The organism is Kitasatospora sp. NPDC058184 (assembly GCF_042883725.1).
Lineage (GTDB): Bacteria > Actinomycetota > Actinomycetes > Streptomycetales > Streptomycetaceae > Kitasatospora.
The window spans coordinates 208783-230350 of the sequence record NZ_JBHVVE010000016.1; the positions used below are offsets into that span (position 1 = coordinate 208783).

14 protein-coding genes, 1 tRNA gene and 1 pseudogene are annotated in these 21568 nt (G+C 76.0%); 7 read left to right on the forward strand and 9 right to left on the reverse strand.

The annotated features are described in order from the left end of the window. Positions 1-19 precede the first annotated feature (19 nt). Both ACFVXH_RS28210 and ACFVXH_RS28215 read left to right on the forward strand, forming a co-directional pair. The gene (locus ACFVXH_RS28210; protein WP_375876785.1) at positions 20-763 is read left to right on the forward strand and encodes a hypothetical protein; all 744 of its coding nucleotides are present in this window, start codon (positions 20-22) and stop codon (positions 761-763) included. A 36-nt stretch (positions 764-799) separates the two neighbouring features. Beyond that, the gene (locus ACFVXH_RS28215; protein ID WP_387828364.1) at positions 800-1249 is read left to right on the forward strand and encodes a GNAT family N-acetyltransferase; all 450 of its coding nucleotides are present in this window, start codon (positions 800-802) and stop codon (positions 1247-1249) included. A 9-nt stretch (positions 1250-1258) separates the two neighbouring features. On the opposite strand, the gene ACFVXH_RS28220 is transcribed toward ACFVXH_RS28215, so the two are convergent. The 7 genes from ACFVXH_RS28220 to ACFVXH_RS28250 all read right to left on the reverse strand — a co-directional run bounded on the left by ACFVXH_RS28220 (position 1259) and on the right by ACFVXH_RS28250 (position 9886). Next, entirely contained in the window at positions 1259-2398 is a 1140-nt protein-coding gene (locus tag ACFVXH_RS28220; protein WP_387828366.1) for a hypothetical protein, read from the reverse strand. A 425-nt stretch (positions 2399-2823) separates the two neighbouring features. Further along, on the reverse strand, positions 2824-3597 hold the full coding sequence (locus ACFVXH_RS28225; RefSeq protein WP_387828369.1) for a hypothetical protein: 774 nt from the start codon (positions 3595-3597) through the stop codon (positions 2824-2826). A gap of 193 nt (positions 3598-3790) precedes the next feature. Next, positions 3791-3864, reverse strand: a tRNA-Met gene (locus ACFVXH_RS28230). 98 nt (positions 3865-3962) lie between these two features. Continuing rightward, positions 3963-5321, reverse strand: coding sequence for a PrsW family intramembrane metalloprotease (locus ACFVXH_RS28235; protein WP_387828371.1), 1359 nt, complete (start codon positions 5319-5321; stop codon positions 3963-3965). Between the two features lie 115 nt (positions 5322-5436). After that, positions 5437-6267, reverse strand: a complete 831-nt coding sequence (gene trmB / locus ACFVXH_RS28240) for a tRNA (guanosine(46)-N7)-methyltransferase TrmB (RefSeq protein WP_049658578.1) — start codon at positions 6265-6267, stop codon at positions 5437-5439. 123 nt (positions 6268-6390) lie between these two features. After that, the gene (locus ACFVXH_RS28245; protein ID WP_387828374.1) at positions 6391-7968 is read right to left on the reverse strand and encodes a TROVE domain-containing protein; all 1578 of its coding nucleotides are present in this window, start codon (positions 7966-7968) and stop codon (positions 6391-6393) included. 490 nt (positions 7969-8458) lie between these two features. Continuing rightward, positions 8459-9886 carry a hypothetical protein gene (locus tag ACFVXH_RS28250; protein ID WP_049658584.1) on the reverse strand — a complete coding sequence of 476 codons (1428 nt, stop codon included), beginning with the start codon at positions 9884-9886 and terminating at the stop codon, positions 8459-8461. Between the two features lie 832 nt (positions 9887-10718). On the opposite strand from ACFVXH_RS28250, the gene ACFVXH_RS28255 reads away from it, so the two are divergent. The 3 genes from ACFVXH_RS28255 (at position 10719) to ACFVXH_RS28265 (ending at position 14356) form a co-directional block, all read left to right on the forward strand. Continuing rightward, entirely contained in the window at positions 10719-12875 is a 2157-nt protein-coding gene (locus tag ACFVXH_RS28255) for an asparagine synthase-related protein (RefSeq protein ID WP_387828377.1), read from the forward strand. A 144-nt stretch (positions 12876-13019) separates the two neighbouring features. Further along, positions 13020-13541: a universal stress protein gene (locus ACFVXH_RS28260; protein WP_074002090.1), complete on the forward strand. Its 522-nt coding sequence runs from the start codon at positions 13020-13022 to the stop codon at positions 13539-13541. Between the two features lie 110 nt (positions 13542-13651). Continuing rightward, positions 13652-14356 carry a DsbA family oxidoreductase gene (locus ACFVXH_RS28265; RefSeq protein WP_375876791.1) on the forward strand — a complete coding sequence of 235 codons (705 nt, stop codon included), beginning with the start codon at positions 13652-13654 and terminating at the stop codon, positions 14354-14356. A gap of 119 nt (positions 14357-14475) precedes the next feature. On the opposite strand, the gene ACFVXH_RS28270 is transcribed toward ACFVXH_RS28265, so the two are convergent. Then, positions 14476-16719, reverse strand: coding sequence for a sigma-70 family RNA polymerase sigma factor (locus ACFVXH_RS28270; protein ID WP_387828381.1), 2244 nt, complete (start codon positions 16717-16719; stop codon positions 14476-14478). Positions 16720-17058: 339 nt separating this feature from the next. Next, positions 17059-17946, reverse strand: coding sequence for a TetR/AcrR family transcriptional regulator (locus ACFVXH_RS28275; protein WP_241852827.1), 888 nt, complete (start codon positions 17944-17946; stop codon positions 17059-17061). A gap of 476 nt (positions 17947-18422) precedes the next feature. On the opposite strand from ACFVXH_RS28275, the gene ACFVXH_RS28280 reads away from it, so the two are divergent. Then, complete coding sequence (locus ACFVXH_RS28280) at positions 18423-19871, forward strand: NAD(P)/FAD-dependent oxidoreductase (protein WP_079272033.1); 1449 nt, start codon at positions 18423-18425, stop codon at positions 19869-19871. Between the two features lie 206 nt (positions 19872-20077). Beyond that, positions 20078-21364, forward strand: a pseudogene (locus tag ACFVXH_RS28285) (PP2C family protein-serine/threonine phosphatase); the annotation flags it as partial. Positions 21365-21568 lie beyond the last annotated feature (204 nt).

Here is a 21568-nt window from a genome sequence, read left to right on the forward strand (position 1 = left end):
TCCGTGTTCGGATGGCCGGGTGGCCGCCGGCCCTCACCCCGCCCTCCCGGACGTGCTGGTCACCTCCCGTCCGCTGGACGAGTACTGCGCCCTGTTCGGCCTCACCCGGGCCCGGCTCGCCGCCCTGCCCGGGCCGCTGCTGGACTGCCCCGGGGGCGCGGCCGGCCTGGCCGCCGAGGCGCGCGAACTGGGCTGCCGGGTGGTCGCCGTCGACCCGGCGTACGCGCTGCCGCCGCCGGTGGTCGCCGACCTCGCCCTGGCCGCCCGGGCGGCGATGGCCGCCTCGATGACCGCCCGCCCGTGGCTCCACCCCTCGCCCCGCCCGTACCGGCCCGAGCGGTACCTGCGCAGCTGGGACCGGGCCCGCCGGCTGTTCGCCGCCGACTCGGCCGCCCACCCGCAGCGGTACGTGGCCGCCGCGCTGCCCCGGCTGCCGTTCGCGGACGGCGCCTTCGCCCTCACCCTGAGCGGCTACCTGATCTTCGCCTACCCCGAAGTCTTCGGCCCGGAGCGCCAGTTGGCGGCGCTGACCGAGCTGGTCCGGGTCACCTCCCCGGACGGCGAGGTCCGGGTCCAGCCGCTGAACGACGGGCACGGCCGCCGCTGCGGCCACCTCGACCCGCTGCGGTACGCGCTCGGCGAGCGCCGGATAGCCAGCGAGATCCTCCGCTGTCCGGGGCCGGTGGACGGCCGCACCGTGCGGGTCCTGGTGCTGCGGGCCGCCGACCGGCGCCGCCGGTCGGCCGGGCAGCCGGTCATGTAATAGTCACTAATCCGGTTTGCCCCTATACTCGCCGCCATGATCGAGACGACTATCCGGCGCGCAGAGGCGACCGACGCCGACCGGCTCACCGACCTGATCCAGGCCTCCTCCGCCTACCACGGCGAGTACGCGCCGATGATCGACGGCTACCGGGTGACGCCCGACTACATCGCCGGCCACGAGGTGTTCCTCGCCCTCGACCCGGCCACCGACCAACTGCTCGGCTTCTACGGGCTGATCCGCGAACCGGCCGAACTGGACCTGATGTTCGTCGCCGACGAGGCCCAGGGGCGCGGCACCGGCCGCGTGCTGATCGCGCACATGCTGGAGCAGGCCCGCGCGGCCGGCATCGCCAGCGTGCTGGTGGTCTCCCACCCGGACGCCGAGCGCTTCTACCTGCGGGTGGGCGCCGAACGCGTCGGCACCTTCCCCGCGCACGGCAGGATCACCTGGGACCGTCCCGAACTGCGCTTCACCATCCGGTAGTTCCTCCGGTCAGGAGGTCCCCGCGGCCGACGGCCCGCCCGGCCCGCCCGGCTGGGCCGGTACGGCCTGCGGGGCGGGCCGGGCCGGCTGCTCCGGCACGAGGGCCGTCCCCTGGAGCCGGGACAGGATCTTCTCCGCCAGCCAGCTGCGGTCCGACCCGTACGGGATGCCCCGCGGGTCCACCAGCTGCGTCGCCACCGCGTCCCGCAGCCGCTGCGCCCCGGCGGCGGGCAGCCAGGAGAGCAGCCCCCGGGCGGCCAGCAGGGCGTGGTACTGCTCGAAGTCCGAGCGCGGGTGCTCGATCGCGTCCAGCACGCTCGGCAGGTCCGCCAGCGCCGGGTCGCCCTGCATCAGCGCGAGCGCCTGGATCCGTCGGCCCTCGGAGCCGTCCGCGAAGAGGGCCCGCACCTGGTCCGCGGTCAGCGCCGAGCGCCGCGCGGTCGAGCGGACCTCCGCCACCACGCCCTCCGGACCGGCCGGCGCACCGGAGGCGGGCGGCAGCTGCCCGGCCAGGGCGGCCTGGCGCTCCGCGCTGCCGCCCAGCAGCCCGAGCTGCTGCATCGCGCGGACCCGCAGGTCGTCCGCGCCGACCTTGTCGCCGTGCCGGTCGCGGTCCTGCCCGGCGAGGAAGAGGTCCAGCGCCTGGTCGGTCTCGGTCAGCACCTGCGGCAGCGCCAGCCTGGTCACCAGCCAGCCGGCCAGGAAGCCGAAGACCAGGAAGTACAGCACGAGCGCCGCCGCGAACGGCACCGCCTCCGGGCCGCCGCCGAGGGCGGGCGCCAGCGCCGTACCGAGGTCGTGCAGCCGCTCGCCGAGCGAGCCGAGCTGGGTCAGCCCGACGCCCAGCAGCACCTTGGTCAGCCAGTCCGAGACCTGCTCCAGATTGGTGTTCGGCGCGTACGAGCCCTGCGGCTCACCGGTGCCGCCACCGCGGACCCGGGGCACCCCGAACAGGAAGCCCAGCCCGCCGCCCAGCACCACCGAGGCCCCGACCACGACCAGTCCGCCGCCGAGCGCCTGCCAGGCGTGCTCCCGGCCGAGCGCGAACAGCAGCAGTCCGAGCAGCCCCGTCCCGGCCAGCACCCCGGTGGCGCCCCACCGCGCCGTCCGCAGGGCCGCCCCGCCGTCCCGCCGTCGCGCCTTCGCCATCGCCTACCCCCTGTGCCCGCGCCGCTCCGCTCCGGAACCCGCGCAGACTCTAGCGCCGCGGCCCCGCCCCGGACACGCGACGGCCCTCCCCGGACACGCCACGGGGAGCCTCCGGCACAGTGCCGGAAGCTCCCCGGGAACGCAGACGACCCGCGGGCTGCTCCTCTACGCCGGCCCGTGCACTGGCCAGGCGCCGAGGCACCGGGGATGTACCGGTGAGCCCGCGGGCCGGGTGACTGCTGTGGATTTCGCCTGCCGGAGGCCTGGGGCCTCACCCTGCGCAGGCAGGGGCGGCTCTAGCGAGCAGCCACCTCACGCATCCTGACGGTACTCAACTCAGGATCACCTCCCTTCAGTGTGCTGCCAGCCTAGGCAGCGCTCCGGCCGGAGGCAACGGATTATTTCGCGGTCCCCGCGTCCGCCGCTCAGGCGGTCTTGAGCTGGTCCTTGAACTTGGTGAAGTCGATCGTGCTGTCGGCCGACGGGACCTGGACGGTCAGCGGCTTGTCGAACTCGCTGAAGTCGATCTTGCCGTTGCCGTCCTTGGCACCGGCGTGCTCGATCCGCACCGGGTAGGGCTTGCCCTCGGTCGCGATCTGGAGGGTCGTGACCTCGCCCTTGGAGTCGGTGCTCTTCAGGCTGAAGGTCTTCACGCCGTTGACGTCGCCGGCGGAGCCCTTCTCGACCTTGTCGCCGCTGCTCCTGCTGTCGGTGATCTTCTTGCTGAAGTCGGCCAGGTTGCAGACCTTGGTGAGGGAGCCCATCGACGGGTCGCTCTCGAAGCCGGTCAGGTAGCGGCCCTTGAACAGCTCGGCGGCCTTGGCGCCGTTCGGGCCGCCCACGGCGGTCCAGAAGGCGGTGTCCGGCTTGACGTACGAGGTCTTGCCGTCGCTGATGATCTCGAACTTGCCCATGCCCGGCATCGCCATGGTGCCGGTGCACTGGCTCTTGTTGTCCATCGTCAGGTTCAGCTCCATCGCACCGTCGCCGGTGTCGACGGTGCCCGCCATCTTGAGGGAGGTCGCGGAGGCCAGGGCCTCCTTGGCCTGCTTCTCGATGTCCTGGGCGCTGAGCTTGCCGGTGTCGAGCTTCTGCGCGGAGCCCGCCTTCCCGTCGCTCGTGGCACTGCCGCACGCGGCGGTGCCGGCGGCCAGGACGAGGCATATCGCGGCGGTGCTGACCAGGCGCTTCGACAGCATGTGGTGATTCCTGTCCGGGGTGGCCCGTGCGGCCCCCCAATTGGATGAATTTTTCCTCAGTATGGTTCAGGTCCCTGACAGGTGATCGTCGGACGGGCCGCTGTTACAGCTTCGTGGCAGGACCGTGCCGCGCCCGTACCCGGACATGCGAAAGGCCCGGAGGAAGAATCCTCCGGGCCTTTCCGCTACTGAGTAGCGGGGACAGGATTTGAACCTGCGACCTCTGGGTTATGAGCCCAGCGAGCTACCGAGCTGCTCCACCCCGCGTCGGTAAACACAACAATACGTGGAAGTCGCCGAGATGGGAAATCGGTTCCCCGAGCACCTCTTGAAGGCACCGCTCGAGCTCCTCCGCAGGCACCTGTTCAGGGCACCCGGGCGGCCCGCCGCCGGGCGGGCGCCGCGTGCCGGCCCGTGCGGCACCTCGCCCAGGCCGCGAAGCAGACCAGCGCGGCGAAGCAGGGCACCATCAGCGCCCCGTACACCACCAGGAAGCCGTCCGTGCCGAGGTCGGCGGCGGCGTTCCAGGTGCCGTGCAGCGCCATCGCCAGCAGCAGCCCGGCCGGGACGGCCAGCCGGGCCAGCCAGCGCCGCGCGGTGGTGAGGGCGAGGGCCAGGCCGATCCCGGTGAGCGCGGTGAACAGCGGGTGGGCGAAGGGGGAGAGCAGGGCGCGCAGCACGAAGGTCTGCACGGTGCTGTCGAAGTCGCGCAGGCTGGGCGGGTCGCCGAGGCCGATGCTGTCCAGCCGCTGGCGCTGGTCGCTGGTGAAGGCCCGGCCCAGGTAGAGGGCGTTCTCGGTGAACGCGAAGCCGCAGGCGGTCATCCCGCCGAGCACCACCCCGGCGGCCAGGGTGCGCGGCCGGGAGCGGCGGTGCGGCGCACCGGAGGGCGGGGCCGGGCGCAGGTAGGGCAGCGGCCGCAGGTACGGGCGCAGCCGCGGCCGGCCGCGGGCGTGCGGCCCGACCGGGTGGCGCGGGTACGGGCGGGGGCTCCGGGGCGCGGGCGACCGGCGCAGCAGCGGCGCGCAGGGGCGCCCGGTGCGGCGGCCGTGGCAGCGCAGCCGCTGGCCGAGCGGGAGCAGGAGCACCAGCAGGGCGGTGGCCTTGGCGGTCTCCTCGATCACCGGGGTGGCGATCCCGGCGCCGAGCAGTTCCCCGAACGGGCCCCGGTACCGGGCCAGGTAGTTCGCCGTCCAGTTGTTGGCCAGGATGGCGACGGTGGTGGCCGCGCAGGCGCCCCAGCCGAGGCAGAACACGGTGTGCCGCAGCGGCACCCGGGCGGTGAGGTTGAGCCAGGCCAGGCCGCCGAGCACGAACGGCAGCGGCACCATCGCCAGGCCCAGGCCGACCAGCAGCCCGACGGTGCCGGTCTGCCGCTGGACGAGGTGCAGGATCAGCACCCCGCAGCCGATCAGGGTCAGCACGGCGGTCGCGGTGACCGAGGAGAGCGCCACCGAGCGGCTGCGGCCCTGCGGGGCTCCGGGGGTGGCGGGGGCTCCGGGGGCGGCGGGCGTCCGGGCCGCGGCGGGGGTGACGGCCGGGGGCCGGGCCGCTACCGGGACGGCGGCGGTGCCAGGAGCGGGCAGCGGGCGGTGGGCCCGGTGCCTCCGGGGCCCCGGGATGGTCCGGGTGTCGCCGGTGCGCGGGACCGTCTCCGGTGCGCCGGCGGCGGCGACCGTCGTCCGACCGTTCGCCCGGAACCCGCCGCCGGACGGGCTGCCCATGCGGCACAGGGTAGGCCACGGCGGCGGCCCGCCGGGAGGACTCGGGACGAACCGTCCGTCCCGGTCCCGCCCGTACGGCCGCCGCGCGGTGGCCCGTTCGAACCGGGCCGGTGGGTCAGCGGCGGCGGAACAGCAGGTCGTGGACGACGTGGCCCTTGGCGATCCCGGCCCGTTCGAACTTGGTGACCGGACGCCAGTCCGGCCGCGGGGCGTAGCCGGGGACGCTGCCGTCCGGGTGGTCCGCGGGCTCCAGCCAGCCGGTCCCGTCGCCCTCGGGGTGCAGGTTCTCCAGCTCCGGCGAGGCGGACAGCACGGCCAGCATCTGCTCCGCGTACGGCTCCCAGTCGGTGGCGCAGTGCACCAGGGCGCCGGGGGCGAGCCGGGGCAGCACCAGGTCGAGGAAGGAGGGCTGGACCAGCCGGCGCTTGTGGTGCTTCGGCTTGGGCCACGGGTCGGCGAAGTAGACCCGCAGACCGGCCAGCGAGGCGTCCTGGAGCATGTCGCGCAGCAGGATCACCGCGTCCCCGGCGGCCGTCCGGACGTTGCGGGAGCCGTCGCGCTCCAGCATGCCCAGCAGGTTGCCGTGGCCGGGGGTGTGCACGTCGGCGGCGAGGATGCCGGTGGCCGGGTCGGCGGCGGCCATCGCGGCGGTGGTCTCGCCCATGCCGAAGCCGATCTCCAGGGTCACCGGCAGGCCGCCGAACAGCTCCGGCAGGTCCAGCGGGGTGCCGTCGATGGGGATGCCGTACGTCTCCCAGCTCCGGTCCAGGGCGCTCGCCTGGGCGTTGGTCATCCGGCCCCGGCGCGGCTGGAAGCTGCGGATGCGACGCTCGCGGTGCTGGGCCTCGGTGGCCTTGTGCGGGTACATCGGCGCGGGGTAGGCGGCCGGCGCGGCGGACAGCCGGGCGGACGGCGAGGGCTGGGGGATCGGGGCGGTGGCAGTCACAATCAACCGAGTCTACGGGGCTGCCGGGGCGCCCCGGCCGGGCCTGTGACCGGGCTCATCCGGGCCCGTCCGCCCGCCCTCCGTCCGGTGCGCCGACCCGCCCCCGAAGCCTCCGCCGCCCCGCTACTCCTCCCAGGGCCAGCGGGCGTTCGCCCCGGCTTCCAGGAGGGGGACCAGCCGGAAGGCCGCGTCGCTCAGGCCGCCGAAGGTGTGCCGGTGGGCGCCGCCGCCGGGGCCGTGGCCCGGGGCGTAGCCGGCCAGGTTCCAGGTGTAGACGGGCACGTGGGCCGGGACGGCGGCGAGCGGGTCACCGCCCCGGTGGCCCGGGCCGGTCTGCTCGTCGGTGACGATCACCACCCGGTCGTGGCCCCGGTAGCGGGCCCGGACCGCGTCGGCGGTGTTGGTGCCGCCGAGGCTGGAGAACCGTTCCAGCACCCGCAGCACCGCCTCGCCCCGGCCGACCTCGACGACCCGGCTGGTGGTGCCGAACTCGACCAGGTCCGCCTCGGCGGCCCGGAGCTTCAGCGTGGTGCCGAAGATCGCCGCGGAGTCCGCCCGGTTGAGCTCGGTCGGCCCGCCGGAACGGTCGAACATCGAACCGGAGCGGTCCACCAGGATCAGCGTCCGGCCGGGCAGTTCCGGCACGTTGGCCAGCGAGTGGCCGAGCGCGGTCTCCAGCGCGTGCCCCCAGCGCAGCGAGGGGACGTTGCGGTACGCGGCCAGGTAGCGGAACGGGAACTGGCGCGAGCGCCGCACCTCGTCCTGGTCGGAGATCCGCCGGGCGACCTCGGCCGCGACGGCGTCCGGGACCCCGGCCCGGTCGAAGTTGCGCAGGTTCCGCACCAGCGCCATCGGACCCATCGACGGGATGACCGCCTCCCAGACCGCCGCGTCCAGCGGGCCCTGCAGCCAGCCCGCCAGGGCCTCCCAGGTCAGCCCGGCGGCGGCCAGCCGTTCCGCGCCGCCCTCGGCGGTCACCGCCGCCCGGCGCTCCTCGACGGGCAGCGCGAGCAGCTCACGGTTGGCGGTCAGCACCCGGTCACCAGCCGGCGGGACGGCCTCCTCCGGCCGGTGCCGGCGGTCCAGCGCGTGGGCGAACAGCGCGCCCTGCCAGTGCTTCCGCGGGTCCGGCGAGGGGTGGGTCAGCTCGATCACGTCGCCGAAGCGGTAGCCCTTGCCGGCGGTGTCGTACTTGAGCAGCGAGCGGGCGTCGTAGAGGTGCCGGACGGCGTCCGCGACACCGCGCTTGAGCGGCTTGGGCAGCGCCCGGCCGTAGCGCGAGGTCCAGTAGGCGAGCAGCTCGCCGGGCTCGTCGGCGCGCCGCAGCACCGCCGCGACGGCCTGCCGGGAGTGGCCGTGGGCGCCCGCGTCCAGCCGGGCGCGGGTGAACTCGGCGGCGCCGACCAGGGCGGCGGTGCGCAGCTGGGCGGTGTGGCGCAGCCAGCGCAGCAGTCCGAGGGCCCACTCCGGGTCGGCGACGGCGAGTTCACGCACCAGCGCGGTGTAGCGGTCGTCGCGCTCGCCGCCGCGCTCGTGGAAGGTGTCCTGGCCGACCATGTTGGCCACCGCGAGCAGGAAGAGCTCGGACTTGCGGTCCCGGACGAAGCCGGGGCCGCCGTTGTGGTTGACGGTGCGCGCGCCGGTGGTGGTCACCGGCGAACTCGGACCGGACTTGGCCCCGCGGACGTTGAACCTGGACATGCGGCAGCCCCCCTCGGCGTGCTGGTGTCGGTGGGAGGGAGGCGTGCTGCGGCAGCGGTGCCCGGGTCCCGTCACGGCTGACGGGACCCGGGCACCACGAGGAGCCGCCTCCCGAGATCAAAGGTGGCGGCGGTGTTTCGCGGGCTCGAACCGCAGCGCCCAGGGGGCGCCTCACCAAGAAGTAACCGCTGCCGTCGCACCGGGAGGTGCGGACGAACTGTTCACGTGTGGGTGTCCAGAGATCGAGGACGGCTGAGGTGACATAGCTGCTCTACCGACTGAGCTACACCGGCCCGAAGCCGGTGACGGGACTCGAACCCGCGACACGCCCATGAAGAGTGGAAGTAACCTCTGCCTGCGCACCTGGACGGGAGAAACCCTAGCCAGGCCCCTCCCGCCGGCGCACCTCAATTACCGCCGGGCCCTCTCGCCGTTCCGGTGGCTGTTCCGGTCGCCGTCCGATGACCAGTCTGAGTCGCCGCTCCGGCGCTCACGCCGGGGCGACGATCACCGCGCGCGCCCGCTCGGTCAACTCCCGTACCCGGCGTTCACCCTGGAAGGGCTCCAGCCGCCGGAGCATCTCCACCACGTACTCCCGGCTGCGCTGCGAGGAGATCCGGCCGGCCACCTCGACGGCGCGTTCGCCGGCGGCGACCGCGGCGTCCAGGTTGCCCGCCTCCGCCTCGGCCATCGCCGAGACCACCAGCCGCAGGCCGTGCGAGCGGACGAAGCCCTCGGTGGGCGTGGCCAGCGCCTCGCGGGTGAACTGCCGGACCTTGGAGGGCACTCCGAGGTCGCGGAAGCACTCGGCGGCGTCGGCGGCGAGCCGGTCGTAGGCGTAGAAGTCGATCCACGCCGGATCGGGATCCCCGGCGCGCGCCCGTTCGAGCGCGCTCTCCGCGGCGCCGAGCGCCGTCGCGCACGCCGCCGCGTTGCGGGCCTTGGCCTGGGCCCGGGCCTCCACCAGGTGGAAGAAGCTCATGGTGCGGGCGGTGGCCAGGCCCCGGTTGCGCTCCAGCGCGGCCTGGGCGAGGTCGACCGCCTCCTCGGCGAAGCCCCGGTAGCCGGCCTGGAGGCTCATCGAGGCCAGCACGTAGCCGCCGAGCGGCACGTCGGCGGCGGCCCGGGCCAGCCGCAGCGCCTGGATGTAGTAGCGCTGGGCGGCCTCGTGCTGCCCGGTGTCGAAGGCCATCCAGCCGGCCAGCCTGGTCAGTTCGGCCGTCGCGCCGAACAGCGCCCGGCCGACCGCGTCGCTGTACGAGGCGAGCAGCAGCGGTGCCGCCTCCACCCGCAGGCACTCCGGCACCATCGACGAACGCCAGTCCCCGCCACCGTACTTGGAGTCCCAGCGGCGGGCCTCCTGGGCGGCCTCGCGGAGCTTGGCGGCGTCCGAGTGGCCGACCCGGTAGGAGGAGGTGTCGGTGGGGGAGCGCGGCACCTCGCGGGCCACCGAGCCGTCCGCCGGGGTGATCAGCCAGCGGGAGACCGGGGTCGCGTAGGCGGCCACCGAGAAGGTGCCGGCCAGGCTGTCGCTCCAGCGGCCGCCGCCGGGGCCCCGGCGCAGGTCGAGGTCGACCCGCCACAGGTCGGTCGCGGAGCGGACCGCGTCGGCGACCTCGCGCGGGAAGGCCAGGCCGAGTTCGGGCGCCGGGTCGGTGTCGCCCAGGCCGATCTCCTCCAGCGGGACGGGCCGGCCGAGCTTGCCGCCGATGGCGGTGGCGATCAGGTGCGGGACGGGCCCCTGCGGCACCATGCCCTTGCTGACCCAGCGGGCCACCGAGGTCTTGTCGTACCGCAGGGTCAACCCGCGCTGGGCGCCGAGGTCGTTGACCCGGCGGGCCAGTCCGGCGTTGCTGATCTGGGCGAGGGTCAGGAGCGTGCCGAGCCGTTCGTTCGGTCCACGTGGGCTGACGGTCATGGTGGCGGCGGCACCTCCTGCGGCCTTGTGCGCGGGGCCCGGGCGGCACCGGGCCGTAGCTGCTGTACCTAGCGTAGTCGGACGCGTTCCGACGGTTAAGAGGTCGCATTCCGGATGGCGGGATCGCGCACTCGGCGGTGCCGCACCGGAGTTGGTCCGGACCACTCGGATCCGGCCGACCGCGCGGCGCTCCGGAGCGTCGTGCTCCGGTCCCGTGTACACGTGCGCCCGGCCGTGCCCCCTGGCCCGACCGGCAGGTCGGCGATTCGCTGGTGGTCGTGGGTCGGCCTGCCGTCGAGGACCCGGCGGGCCGGGGGACGCCGCCGCCTCAATCCCCGCGGGCGGCGGTGGAGTCCGGGAGGGCGTGCGGATGCCCTCCCGGGCCGGGCGACGCCTTTCGGCCATCTCGCGATGCCCATGCCAAAGGCGTTCGTCGGCGGTCCGGGCCGGGGAGGGGGAGGCCCGGCCCGTCCGCCCCCCGGGAGCGCCCGGACGATCGAACTCCCCTACGAAGCACGGCACTTGCCCACCCGGCGTGATCGGGCGCCGCCCGGGCCCCGGCGGAACCCCGGGCCCTTGAATGCATCCCCAGGCGCACCCGGGCCGGCCCGCCCCGCCGCCGCGGCCGTCGAACGGGCGGTGCGAACGGAAGCGGAACCCGAAACACCGACCACGGCGACCGCCCGCGGTGGCACGATGTCCACTGACGGCGCGTCGAGCTGCGGGGGCACGCCGGGACGCGCACGGGCCGCCACGGCACACCACCCGGCCGCCCGGCGGGCGGCGAACGAACGCACCGCACGGATGCAGGTCCTCGTCCGGTGGAGGCGCGATGCGGTGGCTGACGGGCTGGTGCACGGGCGCGTCGAGCGCGGGCACCCCGGCGTACGAGGCGCTGGCCAGGGTCGAGCCGATCGCCGCGCGCCCGCTCTGGGCCGGACCGGACCCGCTCTGGGCCGTGGGCGACTGGCGCCCCGGGGAGATCCGCCTGGTCACCCTCCGCCCCGGCGCCCCCGCCGTGGTCAGCACCGGCCCCACCGCCCCCGACCAGGTCGAGGACACCCCCGCCACCTCCCGGCTCGCCGTCCTCGGCCACTGCGGCGCCACCGACGCCGAACTCGCCGCCGGCCTCGCCGCCGCCCGCGGCGGCGCCGTCCGCCACCTGACCGCCTGGCCCGGCAGCTACACCGTCGTGCTGCGCTCCGGCACCCGGTCCACCCTGCTGCTTACCGACCTCGCCGGCGCCCAGCCCGTCTTCCACACCCCGTGGGCCGGCGGCACCGCGTACGCCACCGCCGCCCTGCCGCTCGCCGACCTGGTCGGCGCCCCGCTGGACACCGGCCACCTCGCCGCCCGGCTCGCCTGCCCCGAGTCCCCCGAGGCGCTCGGCACCGGCACCCCGTACGAAGGCGTCCAGGGGGTGCCGCCCGGGCACGTGCTCGGCATCCGCGGCGGCCGCCCGTACCTGTCCGGCTACGACGACCCGGCCGGCGCCGAGCAGCCGCGCGACGAGGCGCCCGCCGTCCGCGAACTCACCCGCGCCCTGCTGGAGTCCGTCCGCTCCCGGGTCCGCACCACCTCGCCGGCCCCCGTCCCCGACCCGGCCGACCCGGTCGGGCGGGCCCGGCTGGGCGTCGACCTGTCGTACGGGACGGCCTCCGCGACCGTCGCCCTGCTCGCCGCCGCCGTCCCGCTGCCGTCGGCTCCGGCGACCGCCTCCACCGCGGTGGTCCGGGCGGCCGCCGCCGGGGCCAGGAGCGGTGCGGTCAAGGGCTCCTGGGCCCGCGCCGCCGCCCAGGAACCCGCCGCCCCCGAGCAGTTGGCCGCCGTCACGCTCGGCGAGACCGAGCCCCCGGCCGGCCTCGCGCTCGCCCCCGACACCCCGCGGCTGCGGCACACCGTGCTCGACCCCGGCCCGGACACCCTCCCGTACGCCGGGCCGGGCGCCGACCCGCAGTCCGGCCGGCTCACCGACGAGCCCGGGCCCGAACTCGTCGCCGCCGCCCGGGCCGAGGCCCGCTTCGACGCCGGCGGCACCGACCATCTCACCGGCTACGGCGCCCGGCAGGTGCTGGACGGGCACCCGGCCCGGCTCGCAGACCTCCTCCGGGCCGGCCGGCCGCGCGAACTGCTGTCCCCGGTGGTCGCGCTGGCCGGCGCCGACCGGGCGGCCGCGGGCGTCCTCACCGGCACGCTGCGCACCCCGCTCACCGTGGTCCGGGCCGCCCACCGGCTCTCCCGGGTCCGCTACGCCGAGGCGCTGGACGAGGCGGCCGCCAGGCTGACCGCCCGCCACGTCCCGGACGGTGCCGGCACGGCCGGGGCCCGCTCGGCCGCCGACCTCGCCTGGTGCGTGCCCGGTCCGGCCGCCCGCTGGCTGTCCGACGAGGCGCTTTCCGCGGTCGCGCTGCGGCTCCGCCTGGCGGCGCGTAGACCGGCGCCCGGGGAACACCCCGGCGCACACCGGGCCCGGCACGCCCTCTACCGGCAGGCGCGCGGGTTCCGCACGCTCGTGCACGCCGCCGAACAGCCCGGCCAACGGCTGCACGCGCCCTTCCTCGACAACCAGGTGGTGCGTGCCGCCCGGCTGCTGCCCGACGACGTCCGCCTCCAGCCCGGCGCCCGGCACGCCCTCCTGCACGCCGTCCTCACCGGCGCCGGCCGCACCGACCTGCCCCCCGACTGGGGCCGCGTCCCCCGCCCCGACCGCGCCGCCCCCGCCCGCACAGGCCTGCGCCTCGCCGCCGACGGCCTCGCCGAACTCTTCGACGCCCCGCTGCTCGCCGAAGCCGGCCTCATCGACCTCCCCGCCGTTCGGGCCGGCCTCGCCCAGTCCACCGACCCCGCCACCCCCCTCTCCCCCTCCGCCCTCGCCGGCCTCGCCGACCTCGTCTCCACCGAACTCTGGCTCCGCCGCATCCGCGCCCGCCGCCACGGCGCCTGCTGGACCGGCCTCCCCACCCCCCGCCAACCCGCCCTCACCTCCTGAGGCCCCGCCGACACCTCGGCGCGCCGACCGCTGCTCCCAGCCCGCGCCCCCGCCCCTCCCCGCCCTGCGGCGCGGTTGCCGGGTCCCGATCGGCGGGGCGGTGATGATGGCGGGGGTGTGGATCCGGGGTGAGGAGGACGTGCGGTGGCCGGTGGGAGCGCGGGGCGGGAGGTGCCGGTCGTGCTGTCGGTGCTCGGGCGTCCGCCGGCGGGGCGGCCGCCCGGGGTGCTGGCGGCGTGCGACGGGTCGGACGGGTCGCTGTGGGCGTTGGACCGGGCGATGACGGAGGCCGAGCTGTTCGGGCTGCCGCTGTACGTGCTCGCCGTGGTCAACCCGGCGCCGGCCGGTTACCCCCCGGGGATGGCGGAGCTGGTGCAGGAGAGCGTGGAGACGCTGGTCGAGAGCATGGCGGACGGGCTGCGCCGCTCGGTGGCCGCCGTGCAGCGCCGGCGTCCCGTGCCGTACGCGGGGGAGCTGTCGCTGCACGTGGTGCTGGGCAATGTGATCGAGGTGCTGCTGGAGGCGGCGACCCGGCAGCACACGCTGGTGATCGGCACCCGGGGCAACGGCGGCTTCGCCCGGTTGCTGATGGGTTCGGTGAGTTCGGCGGTCGTGCACCACGCGGCCTGCCCGGTGCTGGTGGTTCCGGCGCCGCCCGCGGCCTGACCTGGAGCGGAGCGGGAAAGACGCCCGCAGGGTGCCGGGAATGTACCGAGATGGTTCATCGTTCACCCATCTTGTCCCCATCCCACAAGACGCCCCCTGGAGCCCCCCGCATGAAGGTCGAGATCTGGAGCGACATCGCCTGCCCCTGGTGCTACATCGGCAAGCGCCGTTTCGAGCAGGCCCTGGCGGACTTCCCGGGCAAGGAGCAGGTCGAGGTCGTCTACCGTCCGTACCAGCTGGTCCCGGACGCCCCCGCCACGGCGAGCCCGCACCGCGCCTGGCTGGCCGAGCGCTACGGCCCGCAGTCGGTGGCGATGGACGCGCGGGTGGCCGAGCTGGGCCTTGCCGAGGGCATCGCGTACGACTTCGACGCCGCGCTGCACGCCAACACCTTCCTGGGCCACCGCCTGCTGCACCTCGCGGAGTCCGAGTACGGCCCGGCCGTCCAGGGGCGGCTGAAGGAGGCGCTGCTGAAGGCGCACTTCACCGACGGCGTCGACGTCGGCGACCGTGCCGCGCTGACCGACGTCGCCGTGGCGTCCGGCCTGGACCGGGACCGGGTGACCGCCTACCTGGCGGGCGACGAGGGCACCGCCGAGGTCAACGCCCAGCTGGCCGAGGGCCGGGAGCTGGGCATCAACGCCGTGCCGACCTTCGTCTTCGAGGGCAAGTGGGCCGTCCAGGGCGGCCAGGACGCCGCGACCTTCGGCAAGGTGCTGGAGCAGGTCGCCGCCGAGATCGGCGAGCGCCGCCCCGCCCCGGTGCAGGTCGCCCCGGCCGGGGAGGCCTGCGCGGACGGCTCCTGCGCCATCTGACGGCCGACCGGGCCCAGGCCGCCCACCCCGGCGGCCAACCCGGGCACGGCACCGCGGACCCGAGGCCCGCTCCAGCACCCCTGGAGCGGGCCTCCGTCATGCCCGCCCGGGCGCCCGGGTCACGAGCAGCGGAAGCGGGCCTCGGCCCAGTCCGCGACGTTCAGCGCCGACCAGATCCCGCTCACCGGCGTGACCGACAGCTTGATCGCCTTCTGCCCGGCCAGCGGCACGTGCACCGGCACCGCGTCGTCGCCGACGGCCAGCGCGCGGGAGCGCCACAGGACGGTGCCGTCGGTGCCCTGGACGGTGAAGACGACCCCGCCCGGAGAGATCGTGGCGTCGTCCACCCCGGCCAGCGCGTCGAAGGACGTGCACGTGCGGTTGAGGTCGATCACGGTGGCCGCCGGGGCGTGCACGGTGATCACGTGCGGGTGGTAGTCGCCGCCGATCCAGCCGCCGTCCCGCTGCCAGAACTTGTCGCTGTCCTTCTGCCGGATGCTCGGCTCGGGCGGCGGCACCCGGTTGTTGCCGGGCTTGAGCACGGGCAGCGAGTTGCCCCAGAAGTCGCTGAGCACGGGCGGCGTCGGCGTGGGGACGGTCGGGGTCGGCACCGGCGGCAGGGTGGGCGTCGGGACGACCGGCACGTCGGGGGTGGGCAGCGGCGGCAGGCTCGGTACGGGCAGCACCGGGGGAGTGAAGGTCGGCGTCGGCGTCTTCGGGCTGCCGGACGTGGGCGTGCCGGACTCCGGCGCCCGGGTGGTGGCGGGCGGCGGGGCGGGCGTGGACGCGGCGGCCGGCTTGGTGTCGGCGCTCGACGCGGGCGCCTCCGGGGCCGGTGCGGCGGCGCCGGGCGCCGGGGCCGCGGCGGGTGCCGCGGGTGCGGCGGACGCGGCCGCGGGCGGCGCCGGGGAGGCGGCGGCCGGGGCGCTGGGGGCCGGAGGAGCGGCCGCCGGGGGCTGCGGCTCGGGTGAGCCGGTGAGCGCGTACGCGGCGACGGCGGCCGCGGCGACCGCGATGGCGGCGGCGATCCCGGCCTTGGCGGCGGTGCCCAGGCCCTCGCCGGCCGCGGCGGCGCCGGCCCCGCCCCCGCCGGAGGCCGCACCGGCCGAGCCCGCAGCGCCCGCGGCCCCCGCGGACCCGGAGGTCGCGGCGGCCGTCCCGGCCGCTGCCGCACCGCCGACGGCGGCGGCACCGCCCACGGCGGCCGCGGCGGCGCCGAACCCGCCGACGCCGATCCAGACCAGCACCCCGCCGGGCAGCAGGGCGCGCAGCCCGGTGTTGATCTCGGTCAGTTCCAGGCAGGCGGCCGTGCAGCGGTCGCACTCAGTGAGGTGCCGGCCGACCTCCGCCGAGGCCCGCTTGCGCAGCGAGCCGCGCGCGTACGCGCCGAGCCGGTTGGCGTACGCCTCGCAGGCGCTGTCCTGGCTGCCCGAGACGTGCGCCTGGAGGAACGCGGCGGCGAGCCGGTCGCGGGCCCGGTGGGCCTGGACGGCGGTGGCGTTGGCGGTCTTGCCGAGCATCACCGCGACGGTCTTCGGGGACTCCCGCTCGACCTCGGTGTGCCAGAGCACCATCCGGTCGTCCTCGGGCAGTTCGGCGTAGGCCTGCATGACCATCCGCTGGTCGGCCATCGCCATCGCCCAGGCGTCGGCGCCCGGGTCGGCGAGGTCGAAGTCGACCACGGCGGCCGAGGTCTGCGCGAACACGGCGAAGTCGTCGACGAGTTGCTCGCGCCGCTCGCTGCGGTGCCAGGCGGCGGCGACGTTGCGCACGGCGGTCAGCAGGTACGCGCGGACGGCGAACTCGGGGCCCTTGCCCGCCCGCAGCGCCTGCAGGGTGCGGGCGAAGACCTCGCCCGCGAGGTCCTCGGCGGTGAAGCTGTCCCGGCAGCAGGTGCGGGCGTAGCGGCGCACCGAGTCGGCGTGCCGGCGGTAGATCTCCTCGTACGCGGTGTCGTCGCCGGCCCGCACCCGGGCGGTCAACTCGGAGTCGGAGGCCGGGCGCTCGCCGTCCACCGGGTCGGCGGGGGCGGGCACGGTCGGCCGGGCGGTGCGGCCGTCGCCGGCGAACGGTTCGCCGACGAACGCCTCGGGGGCGACGCCGCCCCGGCCCGCCGGGGCCTGCCCGGGCACCCGGCCCGGGGGCAGTGCGGCGGCGGAGGCGGAGAGCGTCTCGCGGCTGGGCATCCCGGCCTGGTCGGGGACGTGGCCGGCGGCCGAACCCGCTGCGGCGCCCGGCACTTGGGCCGTACCGCCGGCGCTGCCGAGACTGCAGGGGCCCGCGGCGGACCCCTCGGCGGTCTCACCGGAGCGGCCCCCGAAGTCGAGGCCGTACCCGTAGTCGTTCTGTTCCTCGGCGCTCACAACGGACCCCAGATTCCACGACAGCCCCCGTAGTGTGGCAGGGCGCGCGGGAGTGCGTAGGCGCACGGTTCCCCGGCGTACGGCGCCGACGGCGCGCGAACGGCGCGCATCGGGACATTGGCTCCAACCACGGGCAAAGGATGGCATAGCGCAGGGATCGGCGGTAGCCGGACCGGTCGCCTTCCACTCCTCCGAGGGGCCGTCGCGGGGGCGTTCGCCCAGCGTGCGGTGGTGGGGTGTGCGACTCCCGCACCCCGGCGCGCGCACTCGGGTCGCGCGCCGGTCCTCCTCCCAACTCCCGTGCCCGTCCGGCGTGGCGGCCCGGCCGGCCGACGGGCGTCAGCGCTCCCGCAGGCCGTCCAACAGGATCTGCAGCAGCCGGTCCGAGGGCCCGGCGACCGGCTGGCCCTCCGTCTGCGGAGAAATCGGCGAGAAACCGACGGCCGTCGGCGCGGAGACCGACGGACGGGCCGCGTGCACCGGCACCGAGGCCGTCAGCACCAGCACCACGTCCGACACCGTGACGCCCGGCCGCAGTTCGCCCGCCGCACCGGCCCGCGCCACCAGCGCGGCCAGCAGCTGGAGCAGCAGCCGGGGATCGGCGTCGGCCGCCGACGGCTCGACCGCCCCGCCGGAACGGGCCTCCTCGCCGCGCAGGTCGAAGCGGACCGCGGCCGGCGGCTCCGCCGCCCGCTGCTCGGGCACCCGGCCCAGCTCCTCCGCGTACCGGAACGCCTCCGGCGGCAGCAGCCGCCCGGCGCCGCTGCTCACCGCGCGGGCCAGGTAGCCGGCCAGCGCCTCCCAGGCGCCGTCACCGCCGTACAGCGACTCCCGCGCCTGCGCGGTCAGCCACGCCACCTCCTCGGCGGCGATCCGCTGGACCAGCACCTCCTTGCTCGGGAAGCGCCGGTAGACGGTGCCGACCCCGACCCCGGCCCGGCGCGCCACCTCCTCCATCGGCGCGCCGTAGCCGAACTCGCCGAACACCTCGCGCGCCGCCCGCAGCACGCTCTCCAGGTTCCGCCGGGCGTCCACCCGCAGCCGGGCCCCCGGCACCGGCACGGCGGCCGGCGCGGGCTCGACCCGGTACGGGACGGCCGCCCGGGCCAGACCGGCCGGTGCCGTCCCGCCCTGCGGCAGGTCCACCGGGCCGCGCTGCTCGGGGACCATGCCCGGTCCGACCTGCGACGCACCCGCCCGCCCCAATACCTGCTCCTGATCCATCATCCCAACTCTCCCCCGCAGGCGTCCGAAACCGGACCCTGTCGTCGCCCGCCCCTGCACCCCCCGGTGCAGCTCGGCCCGTCAGAAGTGACCCGATGACCCATGCTCGTGCCGCCCGTCCCGATCCGGTGACCACGGTTCGTGCCGCCGTGCCGGGTCCACGTCCGGCTCGGCGCGTCGGCACCGACCGGGGCCCTGTCCGGGAACTACCCTTCCCCGGATGACCGTCCCCCAGTCGGGTTCTCACGCCAACGCTGGAACTGGCCGTAGTGGCCGCTCCACGGTGCGTCGCCGCCGATTGTCATGGCGACGGCCGCCCCGGTACACAATCCGACCATAGTTCACCACTCTCCGAGGCCGAAAGTGCGTCAGAAAGTCGCCCAGTAGGCACAACTGGCCACGACGGTCACTCGCGTCGCAACCAGCCCCGTACGGACTGTGGACAAGACGACCCCCGCCGGTCCTTCATAGGGGGCGTGATGGGGGACACCCCCGGCCGCGGGGTGGCCGGGACGAAACGTCGCATCGGCAGGAGGCGCACCATCAGGATCCTGATCGCCGGCGGCGGCTGCGCCGGAACGGCCGCCGCACTCCACCTCCAGCGCGCCCTGCGGGAACGGCTGCGGCGCGGCGAGGCGGAGATCACCGTCGTCGAGCCCCAGGCGTACTTCACCTACCACCCGCTGCTGGCCGAGGTGGCGGCCGGCTCGATCGACCCGAGACACGTGGTCGTCCCGTTGCGCCGGGTCCTGCCGGACTGCCGGGTGCTCACCGCCCGGATCACCCGGATCGAACACGCCGCCCGGCGCGCCCTGGCCGACGCAGCGGGCCCCGGCGAACCCCCCGCCCCGGTCGAACTCCCTTACGACGTCCTCGTGGTGGCCCCCGGATCGGTCTCCCGCACGGCGCCGGTGCCCGGCCTCGCCGAGCACGGCCTCGGCTTCTCCACCGTCGGCGAGGCGGTGGGCCTGCGCAACCACGTCCTGGAGCAGCTCGATCTCGCCTCCGCCACCCGCGACCCGGCGCTGCGCCAGGCCGCGCTCACCTTCGTCTTCGTCGGCGCCGGCTACGCGGGCGTCGGCGCGCTCGCCGAACTGGAGGACATGGCCCGCACCGCCGTGCGCGGCTACCACAACGTCCGCGCCGAGGACCTGCGCTGGGTGCTGGTCGAGGCGACCGGCCGGATCCTCGCCGAGGAGTCGCCCGAGCTCGCCCGGCACACCCTGGGGGAGCTGCGCGAACGCGGCGTCGACATCCGGCTGAGCACCACCCTGGAGTCCGCCGCCGACCGGGTCGTGGCGCTCTCCGACGGCAGCCGCTTCGGCGCCCGCACGCTGGTCTGGACGGCGGGCGTCCGGCCGTCCCCGCTGCTGCGCGCGACCGACCTACCGCTGGACACCCTCGGCCGGGTGCGGTGCCTGGCGACCCTGCAGGCCGTCGGACCGGACGGGCGCGCCCTGCCCGGCGTCTGGGCGGCCGGCGACTGCGCCGCCGTACCGGACCCGAACGCGGACGGCGCCCCCTGCGCCCCCAACGCCCAGCACGCCTTCGCCCAGGCCGAGCTGCTCGCCCGCAACGTCGTGGTGGCCCTGGACGGCGGCCCGCACGCCCCGGGCCTGGCCGACTACCGGCCCGGCCCCGCCGCCTGCTCGACCTCGCTCGGCCCGCACCGGGCCGTCGCCCACACCCGGCGCGGCGGCAGGCTCACCGGCCGCCGGGCCTGGTGGCTGCACCGGGCCCGGCACCTGCGGCGGCTGCCGAGCACCGAGCGCCGGGTGCGGGTGCTGATGGACTGGGTGCTGGGCGGGGTGTTCTCCCGCGAGCCGGTCTCGCTGGGTGCGATGGAGCACCCGCGTTCGGCCTTCGAGGAGGGGTTCGGCCCCGAGCCCGGACGGCCGTCCGACGCCGGCCCCGATGCTCCCCGGTGACCGCGGCCGCCGACCCGGGCCTGCGGCCGACCGGACGGCGAACCGGGGAGTGGGTCGGACGGCGGATCGGGCGGCCACGCCGGGCGCGCGACTTCCGGAACCGGGCCTCCGCCTGACAGGATCAGCCCGACCTGGTCATTACCCCGTGTGCTGCTGCGCACACAAAAAGTGATGATATGCCTGGAAAACGAGGAAGCGGCCGTCGTTTGAACCTCATGCGCTGGAGCGCCCGGCTCGCCGGAGTCCCCTGGCGTGCCCTCCCGCCCCCCGGGACCGGCACCGAGGACGGTGCGCCCTGCCCCGAGGGCGTCGTCGTGCCGGGCCCCCGCGATCCGGCCGGCCCCGCCGCCACCGCGGAGCTCCCCGACCCGCACAAGCCGCAGAACCTGCGCGAGGTCCTCAACCGCATCCCCGCCCCGGTCGCCGTCACCTACGGCCCGCTCCACCAGCTCGGCTACGCCAACCGCGCCTACCGCGAACTCTTCGGCGAACGCCCCACCGGACTGCCGGCCGCCGAGGCGCTCCCCGAACTCGCCACCATGGGCGTCCTGCCCCTGATGGACCAGGTCATCCGCGGCGGCCGCCCGCGCAGCGTCAAGGCCCGCTGCATCCTCGGCCTCACCGGCAACCGCTACTACAACGTCTCCTGCGTCCCGCTCGGCACGGGGGAGGGCGGCGACGCCCCCGCCGAGGGACCGCCCGCCGGCGTGCTGATCTTCGCCGCCGAGGTCACCGACCAGGTCCTCGCCGCGGCCCGCCTGCGCGAAGCGGAACGCCGCCAGCGCGAGGCCGCCGTCACCCTCCAGCGCAGCCTGCTCCCGCAGAAGCTCGACCAGCCGGCCGGCCTGCGGGTCGCCGCCACCTACCAGCCGGGCGGCGCCGAGGCCGCGGTCGGCGGCGACTGGTACGACGTCATCGCCATCGACGGCGGGCGCACGGCACTCGTCATCGGCGACGTCATGGGCCGCGGCCTGCGCGCCGCCGCCGTCATGGGCCAGCTGCGGACGGCGGTCCGCGCCTACGCCCGCCTCGACCTCCCGCCGCACGAGGTGATGCGCCTGCTCGACGGCCTCGCCATGGAGATCGACGCCAACCAGATCGCCACCTGCACCTACGCCGTCTGGGACCCGCGGCGCCGCACCCTCTCCTACGCCTCCGCCGGACACCTCCCCGTCCTGCTGCGCTGCCCGGACGGCACCATCCTGCGCAGCGAGGAGCAGAACGGCCCGCCGCTCGGCACCGGCGGCGGCCTGCACGTCTCCCACACCCTGCGCCTGCTCCCCGGTACGACCGGTGTCCTCTATACCGACGGACTGGTCGAGCGCCGGGACGAGGACATCGACCAGGGCCTCGACCTCCTGGCCCGCACCCTGACCGGTGCGATCGGCGCCCCCGAGGTGATCTGCGCCCGGCTGCTGCGGGCGATGGGCGTGACCTCCGAGCACGACGACGACGTCGCCGTCCTGGCCTTCCAGCTGCCGGCGGAGGAGGGCACCGAGAATTCGGTTGCGCCACTTGACCCGGCGACTCCAGAGGTCTAGTGTTCTTCGAGCTGCCTGGCAGGGAGCACCGGACACGCATCTGCGCGGACGGTCCCGCGGTGGCCAATCCTCTGAAACACCACTTCCGGTTCGTGCCGGTCGTTTGCGCTTTTCGGCGCTGTGACCTGGTGCTTATTCGGCGTGCTCGTTTTATCG

What these genes read in the sequence shown, in the direction of transcription:
- ACFVXH_RS28275 (WP_241852827.1), bottom strand. Translation starts at nt 17,946, where the DNA reads ATGATGGATCAGGAGCAGGTATTGGGGCGGGCGGGTGCGTCGCAGGTC.
- ACFVXH_RS28250 (WP_049658584.1), bottom strand. Translation starts at nt 9,886, where the DNA reads ATGACCGTCAGCCCACGTGGACCGAACGAACGGCTCGGCACGCTCCTG.
- ACFVXH_RS28235 (WP_387828371.1), bottom strand. Translation starts at nt 5,321, where the DNA reads ATGGGCAGCCCGTCCGGCGGCGGGTTCCGGGCGAACGGTCGGACGACG.
- ACFVXH_RS28245 (WP_387828374.1), bottom strand. Translation starts at nt 7,968, where the DNA reads ATGTCCAGGTTCAACGTCCGCGGGGCCAAGTCCGGTCCGAGTTCGCCG.
- ACFVXH_RS28215 (WP_387828364.1), top strand. Translation starts at nt 800, where the DNA reads ATGATCGAGACGACTATCCGGCGCGCAGAGGCGACCGACGCCGACCGG.
- ACFVXH_RS28225 (WP_387828369.1), bottom strand. Translation starts at nt 3,597, where the DNA reads ATGCTGTCGAAGCGCCTGGTCAGCACCGCCGCGATATGCCTCGTCCTG.
- ACFVXH_RS28265 (WP_375876791.1), top strand. Translation starts at nt 13,652, where the DNA reads ATGAAGGTCGAGATCTGGAGCGACATCGCCTGCCCCTGGTGCTACATC.
- ACFVXH_RS28280 (WP_079272033.1), top strand. Translation starts at nt 18,423, where the DNA reads ATGGGGGACACCCCCGGCCGCGGGGTGGCCGGGACGAAACGTCGCATC.
- ACFVXH_RS28255 (WP_387828377.1), top strand. Translation starts at nt 10,719, where the DNA reads ATGCGGTGGCTGACGGGCTGGTGCACGGGCGCGTCGAGCGCGGGCACC.
- ACFVXH_RS28220 (WP_387828366.1), bottom strand. Translation starts at nt 2,398, where the DNA reads ATGGCGAAGGCGCGACGGCGGGACGGCGGGGCGGCCCTGCGGACGGCG.